The sequence below is a fragment of the Paenibacillus sp. FSL H3-0469 genome (genome assembly GCF_038051945.1).
In the GTDB taxonomy this organism is placed as follows: Bacteria; Bacillota; Bacilli; order Paenibacillales; family Paenibacillaceae; genus Paenibacillus_AQ.
The window spans coordinates 6,844,794-6,858,908 of record NZ_CP150302.1 but is presented as its reverse complement, the minus strand read 5'-3'; the positions used below and the strand labels follow the sequence as shown (position 1 = coordinate 6,858,908).

General features: G+C 52.5%; 12 protein-coding genes. 5 read left to right on the top strand and 7 right to left on the bottom strand.

The window, feature by feature from the left end:
• Positions 1-135 precede the first annotated feature (135 nt).
• Together NSS83_RS29760 and NSS83_RS29755 are read right to left on the bottom strand one after the other, a co-directional pair.
• On the bottom strand, positions 136-864 hold the full coding sequence (locus NSS83_RS29760) for an HAD family hydrolase (RefSeq protein ID WP_341187920.1): 729 nt from the start codon (positions 862-864) through the stop codon (positions 136-138).
• A 172-nt stretch (positions 865-1,036) separates the two neighbouring features.
• Entirely contained in the window at positions 1,037-1,294 is a 258-nt protein-coding gene (locus NSS83_RS29755; protein WP_036721536.1) for an AbrB/MazE/SpoVT family DNA-binding domain-containing protein, read from the bottom strand.
• A 385-nt stretch (positions 1,295-1,679) separates the two neighbouring features.
• Between NSS83_RS29755 and NSS83_RS29750 the strand changes: the two genes are divergently transcribed.
• The 3 genes from NSS83_RS29750 to NSS83_RS29740 all read left to right on the top strand — a co-directional run bounded on the left by NSS83_RS29750 (position 1,680) and on the right by NSS83_RS29740 (position 3,302).
• A complete protein-coding gene (locus NSS83_RS29750; protein ID WP_341187919.1) occupies positions 1,680-2,099 on the top strand; it encodes a MarR family transcriptional regulator in 420 nt (139 codons plus the stop codon).
• Between the two features lie 241 nt (positions 2,100-2,340).
• Positions 2,341-2,976 carry a hypothetical protein gene (locus NSS83_RS29745; protein ID WP_341187918.1) on the top strand — a complete coding sequence of 212 codons (636 nt, stop codon included), beginning with the start codon at positions 2,341-2,343 and terminating at the stop codon, positions 2,974-2,976.
• A 17-nt stretch (positions 2,977-2,993) separates the two neighbouring features.
• Complete coding sequence (locus NSS83_RS29740; RefSeq protein ID WP_341347055.1) at positions 2,994-3,302, top strand: hypothetical protein; 309 nt, start codon at positions 2,994-2,996, stop codon at positions 3,300-3,302.
• 185 nt (positions 3,303-3,487) lie between these two features.
• Here the strand turns inward: NSS83_RS29740 and NSS83_RS29735 are convergent, their stop codons facing one another.
• The 4 genes from NSS83_RS29735 to NSS83_RS29720 all read right to left on the bottom strand — a co-directional run bounded on the left by NSS83_RS29735 (position 3,488) and on the right by NSS83_RS29720 (position 10,981).
• Complete coding sequence (locus NSS83_RS29735; RefSeq protein WP_341187916.1) at positions 3,488-5,614, bottom strand: alpha-galactosidase; 2,127 nt, start codon at positions 5,612-5,614, stop codon at positions 3,488-3,490.
• Between the two features lie 417 nt (positions 5,615-6,031).
• A complete protein-coding gene (locus NSS83_RS29730; protein WP_341187915.1) occupies positions 6,032-7,357 on the bottom strand; it encodes a sugar ABC transporter substrate-binding protein in 1,326 nt (441 codons plus the stop codon).
• Positions 7,358-7,479: 122 nt separating this feature from the next.
• Positions 7,480-9,126, bottom strand: a complete 1,647-nt coding sequence (locus tag NSS83_RS29725) for a response regulator (RefSeq protein ID WP_341347054.1) — start codon at positions 9,124-9,126, stop codon at positions 7,480-7,482.
• Positions 9,119-10,981, bottom strand: a complete 1,863-nt coding sequence (locus NSS83_RS29720; RefSeq protein WP_341347053.1) for a sensor histidine kinase — start codon at positions 10,979-10,981, stop codon at positions 9,119-9,121. The genes NSS83_RS29725 and NSS83_RS29720 overlap by 8 nt, the downstream gene beginning before the upstream one ends.
• Positions 10,982-11,188: 207 nt before the next feature.
• Here NSS83_RS29720 and NSS83_RS29715 point away from each other — a divergent pair, with 207 nt between their 5' ends.
• Complete coding sequence (locus NSS83_RS29715) at positions 11,189-12,079, top strand: sugar ABC transporter permease (protein WP_341187912.1); 891 nt, start codon at positions 11,189-11,191, stop codon at positions 12,077-12,079.
• Entirely contained in the window at positions 12,079-12,915 is an 837-nt protein-coding gene (locus tag NSS83_RS29710; RefSeq protein WP_036692874.1) for a carbohydrate ABC transporter permease, read from the top strand. Before NSS83_RS29715 ends, NSS83_RS29710 begins: the two co-directional genes overlap by 1 nt.
• An 82-nt stretch (positions 12,916-12,997) precedes the next feature.
• Here the strand turns inward: NSS83_RS29710 and NSS83_RS29705 are convergent, their stop codons facing one another.
• Entirely contained in the window at positions 12,998-14,107 is a 1,110-nt protein-coding gene (locus NSS83_RS29705; RefSeq protein WP_341187911.1) for a response regulator, read from the bottom strand.
• Positions 14,108-14,115 lie beyond the last annotated feature (8 nt).

Genomic DNA, 14,115 nt, shown 5'->3' with positions numbered 1-14,115 from the left:
GTATGAAATTTCGAGATTTATCCGTACCCTCTGCTTAAGCCATCAAACCGGATGCCCACCACGCCAAAAAAAGGCGAAAAGGACACCCGGTTCTGCTTGCCTGGTATATAAAGATTACATTACTGGCCTACCTGATTACAGGTCTTGTGCGGTACTGTTATCGTACAGCTCAATCAGTTCATCGAACGATGAGATAATGACATCCGAGCCCTTCAGCTCATCCTGCCGCCCGAAGCCGGCATAGGCGCAACCGATAACGGTCTGTCCATTGCCCTTGCCCGCCTGGACATCCGAAGAACGGTCCCCGACCATCCAGGCGCTGCCGATCTTGTGATTGTCCAGCAGAAGGCCGAGCAGCTCGGTCTTGGTTGCCGTGCCCGAGCCGCCTGCGCTGTACAGCCCCTCGAACAGGTCCTTCAGCTCATGCACGACTACGATGCTATGAATATAATCCTCCAGCCCGTTGCTGGCGACGAACAGCTTCACTCCGCGCGCGTGCAGGGCACGCAGCGTCTCAACTACCTTAGGGTACAGGACCGTCCCTCCGGCTTCCAGCCCCTCAATCTCCAGCTGCAGGAGCAGCTCATCCGCCCGGCGGTGCACCGCCTCATCCGCTTCCGGCATTACGTTCTTCCAGATATCCGCCAGCAGCATGCCAAGACTGCCGAGGATGCGCTCCTCCGGCGGAGTCGGGCCGGAATGCAGGCCTTCTTCCCGCAGAATATCAAACATTTTATGATAGGCGGGCAATAACAGGCTTTCTGTCTGGAACAGCGTACCATCCATATCAAACACGATGGCTTCCGGCTGGTTTAATTTCGGCAGCGGTCTGTTCCCCGCCTGTGTCTGTTCTTCGTTGCTCATGAGGTGAATCATCCCTTCTCATTGTTCTTCGGTCACACGCCCTAATGATATAGGAAGCAGCAGATGTTGTCTACGAACCCCTAATTACAAAAAGGGACCACAGTGCAAACACATGGAGTGCTTACACTGCGATCCCTTCTGTTCATACTGCATACTGCCTCAGAGCCTTAACTTATACGTTGTCGAAGCTTGAGATCAGTTCATCAAGAACATCTTTGCTGACCATTTTACCCTTGAAATTGATCAGGTTCTCGGAGCTTCCGGAGAAGATGCAAGTAGGTTCATATTTTCTGAGAATGATCTTTTCGCCGTCCACAAAAATTTCGAGCGGATCCTTTATGTCAATTCCCATTGTTCTGCGCAGCTCAATCGGAATCACAATACGTCCCAGTTCATCTACTTTTCTTACTATGCCAGTTGCTTTCATCATTATGCATCCTCCCTTGAAATAACACTTGGATCATCATTGCGTGTTAAAAGCTATCAAAGCTTCTAATAAGTAGAAATGATTACTCTATAATTGCATTGTAAAGTGCTATTTCTTTCCTGTCAATTTTATTTCTACATCTTTTGATATTTATCGACAAAAAATTCGACAAAGTTTAGAGTTTTTTCGACAAATCTATAACCGAAACCGTTTTATATCCATTTTATTCTTTTCATTCAATTTTTGCCCGATATTCTGCGGGGGCATGGCTGATGCGGTTCTCCTCTTAGCTTACGGCTGCTCCTTTGGAACTATGCTCTTCCTTTACTTGACAAGAAAGATATACAATCTATATATTTTACGTAATATACTATATTGGAGTGTTTCCATGAGCAAAGAAGCTGAGAAAGAGCAAGCCGTCTATACCGTCATGGAGCATATGGCCAGCGTGCAGCAGAAGTCACAGGCGTTCATAGACCGGATTACGAAAAAAGGGTCACTCTCGCAGAATCAGATCATGCTGCTGTTCCTGCTGCAGCTCACCGGCTCCCTTAATATTACGGATATCTCAGAGCGGCTAGTCATTACGCCGGGAGCCGCTTCGTTCATGTGCGATAAGCTGGAGGATCTGGGATACATCGAGAGAGTACGTACGAAGGAAGACCGCAGAGTCGTCAATATTGTTCTCACCGGATCAGGCAAGCAGCACATCCTTTCTCTGTTCGACACCTTTGCACTCACTGACCTCGACAAAATTTCGGCGGTCCTCCAGAGAATTGATGAGCTGGTGGGCGGAATGTTAGAGTAGCACCGACGGCTATACTTTACGGACAGACTGCATTTCCCTTAGGGAAGTGCAGTTTTTTTGTAAATATAAGAAATTATATGTTGCACACGATAACTTATCCTTCTATTTCTCGCTGAAACGGTACCGTCCTTTGAAAGGACGGCAAAGCCGTTTCCACTTGTCAAGAACATATATTGATTATATATTTCATTTAATATATATTATAGTTACTAAAATACTTTAAACGGCGGTGAATGAACCTATGTCTGCACTGAACCCGACACCTGAATCCAATAAACCTCTTAAAATCAACGGCTCCCGGATCTGCCGGGGGGATATGAACGCCTCCCATGTGGAGGTGCTGGGACACCTGCATGTCAGCGGGAGCTTGACCACAGCGCGCCTGCGGCTTAGAGGAGAATGCTCCATAGGGTTATCTTGCAATACACAGGAGCTGAGCAGCTTCGGAAGTCTGCGTGTTCCTGAACTCAGGGGCGTGAGCATCACGTCCAACGGATACCTGGCTGTTACCGGTGAGGCTGCCGCAGAAGAATTCAAGGCTGAGGGCTGCGTACGTATAGACCGCTTGTCCTGCATCGGCACCATCCGCATCAAGCTGGGGGCCTTGTGCAAGATCAGACATATGACCTCTGAAGGTGATATTATCGTGTCCCCCTCCTCCAGGCTGCTCCCTGTTCCGCTGAGCCCTTTCCGCAAGCTGCGCTGCGAGGTCATTGAAGGGGCTGACCTCACCTTGTACCGGACGCAGGCAGACCTTGTGTGCGGACAGAATGTTACACTCGGACCGGGATGCTCCATCCGGGAGATCCGTTACCTGGAGACGCTGACCATTCATCCCCTTTCACAGATAGGCAAGATTATTCAGATGAATACATAACGATGGAGGTACACGACATGAAATCTTCTTCCTCTGATGCAATGCCCAACCTGCTGAACTATCTGGCAAAAGGGGTCGTCATCCTCTTTGCATTGCCCGTACTGGGCGTCTGGACGGCCGGGAGCTTCATCTGTGCCATCATCGCTCCAATCGCAGGCTTACTGCGGACCTTCAGAGTCAGTGCCATAGGGATGAATCTGCCCCCTTCCTATTCGGTCCCGGTCTTTCTCAGCTTGCCCTTCAGCCTGGTTCTCGCGTTCCTCCTTCTCTTGTCCTTTTATTACACAAGCCGTCTGCTGCTGAAAAGCCTAAGCTTCATCAAGTAGCAAGTGGAAACGGCTTTGCCGTCCTTTTTTAAGGACGGTACCGTTTCAGCGAGAAATAGAAGGATAAGTTATAGCGTGAAACATATAAATTTTTATATTTCAAAAAAAGGTATTTCAGCAGCCATTCTCCGGTGCAGAAATACCCCTTTTTGTATGCAACTACCCCCGTATCCCGTATCAGCTGTTCAGTCTCTTGTTGGTGGGCGAAGCGGGCCCTGCGAACGAAGCTCGAAGAGCCTCGCAGTCTTGCCAGCGGGCAAGGTAACGGTCAAGCTGCCTTCCATAGCGTCCCAGCTCCACTGCGACCCGTGCACCTCAGGATATGCACATCGTGCTTCCGCGTCGCACCCCCTCAGCTCAGGAACAGGCAGCTTGACCGCTGCCGTTTCTCCTGCAATCCGCCATACAGCGATATAGCGGATGTCTCCATGACGCAGCCCGAAGCTGACCCATTCGCCTCCACTATCAGGCAGACCGAGCGGCCAGAAGGCGAAGGCTTGCGGAATGTGGGCGCGGATAGACTTGTAATAATCCAGCGCCTCCTTCACCAGCGCGCGGCGCCTTGGCGTAAGCTCGGCCAGATGGCCGCTCTGGTGAACGCGAAGCAGCAGCGAGTTGACCATATTGAAAATGACCTCTTCATCGTCACCTTCGCGCAGTGGATAAGACCAGACCGCCGATTGCTCGGGAGTCAGTGCAGCCGGAGAGCCTGCGGCAATGGCAGCATACTTCACATAATCCTCCTGGTCACTGGTGGACTGAATGCTGTGGCGGCTGAGCATGGCGTAATCCATCCGCATCCCGCCGCTGGAGCAGTTCTCGATGACGAGCTGCGGATAACGGGCGAAGATGCTGTCCAGCCAGGCCAGATAAGCGCGGTTATGCTGCAATAGACCATCCCCGAAGCTGTCTGCATCGGTCTCCGTACCAATGCCTGCATTGATGTTATAGTCCATTTTGATGTATCCGACGCCGTATTCCTCGACTAGCCTGGCAATCACGCTGTCGGCATGCCTGATGACCGCCGGATTACGGTAATCGAGCTGATAGCGGCTGCGGTCCTTGACCCGCTTGCCATGGCGCATGAAGAACCAGCTGTCGTCAGTCTCCGCAAGCTTCGGACTGTTGATGCCCATCACCTCCAGCTCCAGCCACAGACCCGGAATCATCCCCTTGCTGCGGATCACATCAAGCACATACTTGATGCCTTGCGGGAAGCGCTCAGCCGAAGGCTCCCACTCCCCGACCCCATCCCACCATTCACCGGGAGCATACCAGCCTGCGTCGATGCAGAAATATTCACAGCCGACTTCGGCAGCAGCATCAATCAGCGGCAGCAGCTTCTCCGTGGTCGGGCTTCCCCACAGGCAATTCATGTAGTCGTTGAAAATCACCCGCAGCAGCTCATTATCCTCATTCGGTCTGCGGATCAGCCGCCGGTATGCAGTGAGCTGCTCTGCCGCCTCTCCGAATCCGCCCTCTACTACACCTGCGGCCACCGGCACAGAGGTGAATGCTTGGCCGGGAGCAAGCTTCAGCCACCAGTGGTTGTCATGTTCCGTAGGTCCGCTGACCAGCAGTGTAAGCTGATCTGCCTGATCCGTCAGCTCCCAATGCCAGGAGCCGTTATGTTCAATCTGCCAGAACAGGCTGCTCCCGCTCTCCTGGTTGCGCAGCACAGCCATTGGCAGCAGCTCCGCCGCTGACCAGGACCCGGTATTGCTGGCGGCAATCCGCTTCGAGCCACGGTCAGCGAGATGGGACATACCCAGCTCTGGCAGGCTGTAGCTTTTCCATTGCAGCTCACTCTGCCACCCGCTGTGAGCAATACTCACTTCAATCTTGTCATTACGGTCGCCGTTGCCCTCTTTGTCCACTCCGGTGAGTGCAAATGAAGAGATATACTCCACAGCCGCTTCCTCATCGCCTTCATTACTCACCACTGTCCAGGAACGGACAATCTGCACACCGGTATAGAACTGATAATGCTGTACTGCCTTCACACACGTCAGCGGGTCAGCCAGCGTAAGCTCCAGCTTCCGTCCCAGCGGATTCACCGTGTCCCTATGCCCGCTATACACCATCCGTAACCCGGGATAGGACGCGCGGTGCGTCCGCCCGTGATATTCCGCCCGGTCTTCCCCCGACAGCTGGAGCTCCAGCAACCGGAAGCTTGCCTTATGCTTCGCTTCAATGCTCCCAGCTTCCAGCGGCGCTGCACCAAAATGCAGCAGCCGCACATCCAGCTCCCCGGTAATTTCAATCGTAAGATAAAGCCCGTTCTCGGCTATGTTTATGAGCCTGCTGTCCATGTCTGATTTGGCCTCCCTTATAAAGGATGTTTTTCTTGGTTTCTTGGGTTCTTGGGTTCTTGGGTTCTTGGTTTTCTGCCTCCCCTGATTAGGAGGCCATCTCTTCTATTCGTAACTGCTGATTTCCTGTGGTGCTCGTGTAAGTGGCGAAGTAACGGAGGGAGGTTTGGAATTGGAGGAGCGGTAGCGACCGCCTGAAAGCTTTCCGCAGGAAAGCTCGCTTCGGAAGCATAGGCTGTTTGGATTTCTACTGCGGCGAGCAGTTTAAATCGGGAAATCCAAACATAACAGCGGCCGGAAATCCAAAGCTCATGCAGTTACGTCCAGCCACTTACACCCCCGCCCCGCCTAAAAATCCGCGTTACATAGAAAGATGGCCTCTCAGCAATCCTCAGAGGCCATCATTAAACCTTATTTTTATTCCGCAGACCCGAATTGAATCCAAGCCTTCTGAATTTCATCAATTGCCTGATCCTTCGTCTTGCTGCCGCCGATATAAGCCTGCATCAGCTCACCGAATTTCTGGTGGAACGTATCCAGGGAGTAGTTCACCGACAGGTCGCCGGATTTCTCCGTCTTCAGGATTTCTTCCATTTCCTTAGGCATTTGCAGGTCAGGCATCGGAGCATCCTTGATTGGAGGAATGACCTTCGCTACGTTAGAGAACCAGCTCTTCCCGTAATCGGAAGTATACAGCCAGTTGAAGAACTCAATCGTTTCCGCGGCTACCGCAGAATCCTTATTGATCCGCAGTGCCTGGTCAGCACCGGTGATAATCTGGGATTGCTCCGGTTTGTCACTGACAGGGTATCCGGCGATGCCGAGGTCAAAGTCAGGGGTGATTTTCTTAATCGCTTCTTCATCCCACGCGCCTTTGCCGGTCATGAAGGCTGTTTTGCCCAGGGCAAAATCACTGACCTCAGCATTGCTGTCGCGTTCAAGCGGCTTGTCTGTTCCGTGCTTAACCGTTGTATCAATGAAGCTGAAGAAGTTGTCATTCAGCACCGGATGATCCTTGAAGGTCGTCTTCCCGGCAATGAAGTCCGCTACGAGCGTCTTGGCATCCGTTCCGGCATCGGTCGCTGCGGCGTCTACGAAGTGCTGGAAGATATGCTTCCATACCCACCACTCTTTGTAGGCGTTGGCGAAGGGTGTGATGCCCTTGGCTTCAAGCTTGGTGATCGCATCATCCATTTCAGCAGTTGTCTTAGGCACTTCGGTGATGCCGGCATCCGCCAGCAGCTTTTTGTTGTACATCAGGACGAACAGGTTGCCCTTCACCGGCAGTCCGAGGACTTTGCCGTCGGTAGAGCTCATGTTGGAGCGGACGGCATCCGTCATCGCTGCGGCCAGCGGCTCATTGGTCAAGTCAGCGCTGTATTCGGCAAAAGTATCGATATCCCCGCCCGCCGTGGTCTGGAACACATCCGGTGTGCTGCCGGCGGCAATTTTGGATTTCAGCACTGTATTGTAGTCTGCCTGCATGATTTCCAGATTGATCGTAACGTTCGGCTTCACCTTCTTGTATTCCGCAATATAAGCATTGAAGGCATCTGTGTATTCGGGAGAGGCGGTGAACATATTAATGGTGACGGGCTTGGCGGAATCCGTTGGTGTATTGCCGGCTCCGGCTGTTCCACCCGTGTTGTTAGCGGCATTATTAGTGTTATTACCGCCGCAGCCGGCCAGCAGTCCGCCCACCAGCAGCAGACTCGCAGATAATGCCATGAATCGTTTTAACATGATGTTGCCCCCTTTTTCCTTTTGCATCTTGTGGTCTTGCTCATCATTCTAAATAAAAAGAAAAAGGATAAGAATGTACATAAGTGAACTTCTGAGGGTAAAAAAGTGTCCATGTAACCGTTTCACTTTTCTACCCCTGGCAGCCGCAGCCGGAATTCAGAAGGGGAGCACTCATAATAATTGCGGAACGCCTTGCTGAAATAGTTCTTGTCCTTGTATCCCAGCATTTCAGAGATATCCTGAATTTTGAGGGCAGGATCGGCCAGCAGTGCTGCGGCTTTGTCCATCCTTACCTTTTGCACATACTCATGAATGCCGTAGCCGTATTGTCCCTTAAACAGCTTCATCAGATACTCTCTGCTCAGGAAATATTGTTCCGTGAACATCGATATCTTAATATCCTCGAAATAATGGTTATCAATATACGCCTTAATATTCTCCAGCACACTGCTGCGGTCTCCGGCTACTGTCCGGCTGATCTCGCCCGCATAACGGTCGAAGATATCGTTAAGCACGCCCGCAAACTGCTCAAAGGAGGCAAAGTCGCTAAGAATGCCCAGAGATGCCAGACTGCTGTCCTTCCCGCTGCGGATCTGCGGCGACATAGCATCCAGCTCTGCAGCAATCTCGCCCAGCAGCAAAATAAAGCCCTGCAGCGTACGGTCCGCCTCCCCGAGCGTGAACCCTTCCGTCTCTTGGCATTTGCGGATGAACTCGCTGAGGATGCTGCGGGCATGGTTCACATTCCCGCTCTCCAGCGCGCTGCGGATCTGCGGCATCCGCCCGGTCAGGGAGGGAAGTTCCTTCGCTGCGGGATTCATCACAATGCCCTGCACAATCAGGCTGCCCCTCAGGCTGAGCAGGTCAATCGTATCTAGTGAGGCTTTGGCCTGCTCATAGGAGGCGGCAATACTGAGCGAATCGCGGCAAGGCTCCCCGATTCCGCCTGCACAGAGGATTCCGAACAGCTCCTTCAAGGTAGAGGCCGCTTTCTTCATATGGTGCAGCGACAGGAAGGCCGCATCTGCTTCATAACCACCCTTCATGGTGAAGATGGCAATGAATTCTCGCTCCCCCTTAGGACTGGCGAAGCTGAACGACTCGAATTGCCCGTCCGTGTTCTCATTCATCACATTCGTTACGGCAAAATGCAGCAAATCCCGGTCTCCATGGAATCTTTCCTTACGTACCTGCTCCAGATTAAGCATCCGCAGCAGGCCGACAGCGAAGTGGCTGGCCGCCCCGTCCGCCCCGATCAGCGGGAGAAAGGCCTCATTGGACTGGGTCTTGAAGCTCCGGTCTATGATGGACAGATACATCTTCTCCTTCAGCTTAGGCAGCGACATATTCAGTGTAATATTGCGGCTGATGAACTCGCTCTCCCGCTTCCGTTTGGCCTCCAGCACCCCCACTGCCTTGCGCAGCGCATGGTTAAGATCTGTACGGTTCACCGGCTTCAGCAGGTAATCCACCACCTTCGAGCGGATGGCCTGACGTGTATACTCGAAATCATTATAACCGCTGATCACAATCAGCAGCAGGTCAGGGAATTCCTGCTCGGCAATCTGCAGCAGCTCGGCTCCGCTCAGCTCCGGCATTTTCATATCAACCAGCACCAGATCGAACCGCTCGCGGCGCAGCAGCTCAAGGCCCGCCTTCCCGTCCATCGCCTCCCGCACCTCGCTTACACCGAGGCCCTCCCAATCCCCCAGGATATGAATCGCTTCGCGCAGCGGCTCCTCATCATCAATAATCAGCACTCTATACATGTTGTCCCACTCCTCCCCGCGGCAGCCGCATCTCCATTCGTGTTCCCTGTTCCGTGCTATGAATGACCAGCCCCGACTCTTCTCCATACAAAAGCTTCAGCCGGGTGTTCAGATTCTTCAGCCCGATACTCTCCATGCCGTCCTCTTCGTCCGTGTCCGCTGCGCGGTCCTCCCACTGGATCTGAAGTGAATTCAGCACCTGCTCCAGCCGTTCTCCGCTGATGCCCGGACCGTCGTCCAACACGGAGATCACGCTGTGTGTGCCGGTAACATGCGCCTCAATGGTGATGGTAACCGTACTCGATACCTTTTCCAGCGCATGCTTGATGCAGTTCTCTACCAGGGTCTGGAGCGACAGCTTGGGGATTCTCAGCTCCATCAGGCTCTCATCCCAGGCGTACACCACCTGCATCCGGCTGCCGAACCGCGCCTTCTGCAGGGCCAGATAACGTTCGATATGCCGCAGCTCCTCCCTTGCCTGCACCACATCCTTGCCGCTAATGCAGTATCGCAGGGTCAGGGCCAGGTTGTCCACCATCTCAACAATATCATCGTTGTTGTTCTTGAGCGCCTTGGTTGAGATCGCCTGGAGCGCATTGTACAGGAAATGGGGATTAATCTCGGCCTCCAGCGCTTTTAGGACGGCGTTCTTTTCAACGATTTTCATTTTATAGCGTTCATTAATCAGCTCATTCGTCTTCTCGACCATCTTGTTGAAATGGCGCGACAGGTAGGCGATCTCATCCTTGCCCGCAACCGTCGCCTGCGCATCAAAGCTCCCGGTGCTGAACCGCTGCATCTGGAGCGACAGATTCTTCAGCGGATGGGTGATCCGGTTCGAGGTGAAGCTGACCAGCACCACAGAGACGATCAGGAACAGCAGGCCAATCGCCACACTTAACGTTCGCGTCGTTGTCGCCGCCTCATAGATTTGGGTGTAGGGGATCGGCTTGACGAGCTTCCAGCCTTCCTTTTGACTGATATCGTAAATTACGAGGTATTTCTGCCCCTTGCCGGACCAGGTTACGCGCCCCTTCTGCTCCGGTGTCAGCAGCTTCGCCAGTCCCGCCTCCCTGCTCTCCTCGTAGAATTCCTTATCATCCACCTTGAAGGGCTCGCCGTCCGGGCTGATGTACATCAGATGCTCTCCGGTGCTGAACGGGATATCCCGCATAATCTCATCGGTCACGGAGGAATTCAGATATAGCGATAATACCGCTTGCGGCTCGCGTGACACGATGGAGCGGATCAGCCGGTGGTAGCCCATGAATACCTTGCCCCGGTTAACGGGGTAATCGGCACTGTTCACGCTGGCCGGCCGCTCCTCCACGAACGACTGATAGGAACGGTTATATGGACTCTTAAGCGCCCGCTTATACCACGGCAGGTCATCAACAGGCGGATGCTCGGATACCCGGACGGTGATGTTATAGTTCTCCTTGGTGACATAATAATACTTCTGCTCCTTGATTACATAGAGGTATACAGCCTCCAGATCATTGCGCGAAAAATACAAATTCCGCAGATAATCCTCCAAGTACATCCGGGAGCTGTAGTCTTCCGATTCATGCAAAAGCGCATAATTGAACTCATCATAGGAGATCTGCGGCAGAGACAGCTGCTCAATCCCGCTCAGGTAGCTCTCCAGATTCCGTCCGACCAGAAGCAGGTTATTGCCTGTACTGGCAATGCTGTTATCGACCGATTCCCGCTGCAGCATGCTATAGGATATGTAGGTGAGTGAACTGACCACCAGGATGATGATAATCGTAAATAACAGAATCAGCTTGTTAGCCAGGCGGCGGGACACCCGCGCCAGTAAAGGCTCAATTAGCTTAACCCACGCTTTTCTCATGATGCTCTCCGCTCTCTCCGCTGCCGGTTTTGGGGACTTGTCCGGCCTCCGCAGTCCGTTCACCTTTTTACCCTTAACTGTACTCTTAAATCCATTTTTGACGATACGGGTCTGCTCTATAATACACAATATAGACTAACCGGAATGGTTAAGTGTGGCAAGCCAAGCCTAATACTCCCACCCTATAACTCAAGAAGAGGTGCATCCATGTTAAAAACACCCGGCAAAAGATGGCGCGAGAAATTCGAATTCGGAATCTTCACTCTCCCGGTTCTGATCTGTATCGCTGTAGCCTTCTATATTCCCTTCGCCATGACCATCCGCTATTCGATGACCAAGTGGAACGGGATCTCCAAGCACCCCAAGTTCATCGGGCTGGATAATTTCAAGCAGATCTTCTCCGGCGATACCAACTTCTCAAATGCTGCCTGGTTCACGATTAAATACGCGGTGCTCTACATTATCATAGTCAACGTGCTGGCGATTCTGCTGGCGGTGCTGCTGGACATGAAGCTGAGAAGCACCTCCTGGCTGAGAGCAGCCTTCTTCATCCCTTATATCCTCAGTCTCGTTATTGTCGGCTTCATCTGGAAGTTCATCTTCATGCAGGGCTTCAACTCGCTGGGCGAGAGTACCGGCTGGGCAATCTTTGATCTAAGCTGGCTCGGGACTCCTGGACTGGCCTTCATCTCCATCCTGGGCGTATCCATCTGGCAGTCGATCGGGTTCTATCTGGTCATTTACATTGCCGGTCTGCAGTCTGTGCCTGAGGATCTCAAGGAAGCTGCTACAGTAGACGGTGCCGGACCGCTGAGAAAATTCTTCGGCATTACGCTGCCGCTGCTTGCCCCATCGATCACGATCTCTGTGTTCATGGCGCTCACCAATTCGATCAAGGTATTCGATGTCATCCTGTCGCTGACCGGCGGCGGTCCCGGCGGAACTACGTATAGTATCGCTTATGATATCTACCGGGATACGTTCCAGAACAACCTGTACGGCTATGGTACAGCCAAAGCGCTCATTCTGTTCCTTGCTGTGCTTGCCGTAACGATTATCCAGCTGACCGTCTTCAAACGGAGAGAGGTGGAGGCCTAATGACAACCAACCACAACAAGGCAGGCAAGATCATCCTGGAGGTTATTCTGGTCCTCTTGTCTCTGCTGTTCTTGTATCCGCTGTTTCTGACCATTATCAATTCGCTCAAAAGCTTCGGCGAGGTCATGACCGATGTCATCGCCCTGCCGCAGAAGCTGACCTTCAGCAACTACTCTTATGTCTGGGAATTCATCAACTATCCGCGGCTGTTCCTGAACAACTTCATCATTACCGGTGTCGGCCTGCTCGGTATCGTATTCATCTCCTCCATCGCCGCCTATAAGCTGGCCCGGACCAAAACCAGATGGAGCGGTGTCCTGTATTTCCTGTGCATTATGCCGATGCTGATCCCGTTCCAGTCGATCATGCTGACGGTCCTCCAGACCGCCAAAAACCTCAACCTGTCGGAGAGCACCTGGGGACTGGGTCTCCTGTATTGGGGCTTCGGCGCTCCGCTGGCAGTGTTCATCTATCACGGCTTCGTGAAGGGTATCCCGACAGAGATCGATGAGAGCGCGACGATTGACGGCGCTTCCGGCTTCCGCCTGTTCTTCAGCGTCATCTTTCCGCTGCTGAAATCGGTCACCACGACCATTGTGATCATCGATGTCATGTGGATCTGGAATGACTTCCTGCTCCCGCTGCTGATGGTCAATGGTTCACCTGAGACGAAGACGTTAACGCTGGCGGCTTACACCTTCGTAGGCCAGTATACCTCGGACTGGCAGTATGCCATGACCGCTATGGTAATGGCGGTGCTTCCATCGATCGTAGTATTCATCTTCCTGCAGAAATACATTGTGAAGGGTGTTGTCGCAGGGGCGGTTAAGGGCTGATCCCTGTTAGCACCATGCAAAAAGGCGTCCTGTAAGCCGTAACGGCTACATGGGACGCCTTTTCTTTTTGCCGCGGGATACCCTAATGAGTCTGCAGCCATTCATTCTTGATTTCCGGCGGCAGCTCAAGCCCCAGCTCATTTGTACAAGCCGCTTCAAACTGCTTATAGAGCCTGCTGATATTCTCCATTGCGCCGCGTCTCCGATACATACCGATTAGCAGGCGGTTCATTTCCTCCTCCAGCGGATGCAGCGACAAGTATTGCTCCAGACGTAATTCCGCTGCCGCTTCATTTCCAGCCGTAAGCTCTGCCGCCGCCAATTCCCTGACCATTGCTGTATATTGCTTGAAATATGCTTCCTCTAACGGGATCTTCCATAAGTAATTCTTGCCTTCCAGCAGCGGCCCCTGATACAGCAAGCAGAGTTGTTCGGCTTGCTCTGCAGTCAATCTGCCCTCACTGTGGACCTGCTGCAATTGATGATACAGAAGGAGATCATATTGTTTATTTGCTGTGTCCAGCATGTAACCGTCATTAAGCTTCTGTATGCTCATCGGAATTCCGTTCTCTTTCAGGACTTTTTTTAGCAGGTACAGGGTATTATGCAGATTGGATAATCCCCGCTCACCCTTCGCATCCTGCCATAACAAATCAATAAGCTTCCACTTGCTGATATACCGGCCAGGGTGGCACAGAAGATAAGCGAACAATTCCTCGGTCCGGCGGGTTCGGAAGTGAACCGGGAGTCCGTCCGGATTAAGGACTTCAAATTCACCGAAGCAGCGGATAGAGAAGCTGGACTTGAGGGTCTCTGCGGGAATGAGGGTTGACCGGTGCTTGAACAGCCGCCCGGTGACCCGCTGAATCGCCTGCGGCGTGACAGGCTTGAGAATATAATCAAGTGCACTTACTTCGAATGCTTCAAGCGCATAATCCTTATAAGCCGTAGTGAACACAATCTCTGCCTGACCCAACTGTTCACGGAGATGCACGGCAAGCTGCAGCCCGTTCATCCTCGGCATCTCCACATCAATGAACACGATATCCGGCTGCAGCTCCTGCAGATTCGCCAAGGCCTCTACCGGATTTGTAAAAGCTCCAACAATGCTATAATTGCTATTTTGGCCAACCAGTACCTTCATTAAATCCAGGATTGGCCGTTCATCCTCAACGATCATCGTCCGAAACATAGAAACCC

Bases quoted from the DNA above. Each gene is read 5' to 3' on its own strand.
- NSS83_RS29760 (WP_341187920.1), bottom strand. From the start codon at position 864: ATGAGCAACGAAGAACAGACACAGGCGGGGAACAGACCGCTGCCGAAA.
- NSS83_RS29755 (WP_036721536.1), bottom strand. From the start codon at position 1,294: ATGATGAAAGCAACTGGCATAGTAAGAAAAGTAGATGAACTGGGACGT.
- NSS83_RS29750 (WP_341187919.1), top strand. From the start codon at position 1,680: ATGAGCAAAGAAGCTGAGAAAGAGCAAGCCGTCTATACCGTCATGGAG.
- NSS83_RS29745 (WP_341187918.1), top strand. From the start codon at position 2,341: ATGTCTGCACTGAACCCGACACCTGAATCCAATAAACCTCTTAAAATC.
- NSS83_RS29740 (WP_341347055.1), top strand. From the start codon at position 2,994: ATGAAATCTTCTTCCTCTGATGCAATGCCCAACCTGCTGAACTATCTG.
- NSS83_RS29735 (WP_341187916.1), bottom strand. From the start codon at position 5,614: ATGGACAGCAGGCTCATAAACATAGCCGAGAACGGGCTTTATCTTACG.
- NSS83_RS29730 (WP_341187915.1), bottom strand. From the start codon at position 7,357: ATGTTAAAACGATTCATGGCATTATCTGCGAGTCTGCTGCTGGTGGGC.
- NSS83_RS29725 (WP_341347054.1), bottom strand. From the start codon at position 9,126: ATGTATAGAGTGCTGATTATTGATGATGAGGAGCCGCTGCGCGAAGCG.
- NSS83_RS29720 (WP_341347053.1), bottom strand. From the start codon at position 10,981: ATGAGAAAAGCGTGGGTTAAGCTAATTGAGCCTTTACTGGCGCGGGTG.
- NSS83_RS29715 (WP_341187912.1), top strand. From the start codon at position 11,189: ATGTTAAAAACACCCGGCAAAAGATGGCGCGAGAAATTCGAATTCGGA.
- NSS83_RS29710 (WP_036692874.1), top strand. From the start codon at position 12,079: ATGACAACCAACCACAACAAGGCAGGCAAGATCATCCTGGAGGTTATT.
- NSS83_RS29705 (WP_341187911.1), bottom strand. From the start codon at position 14,107: ATGTTTCGGACGATGATCGTTGAGGATGAACGGCCAATCCTGGATTTA.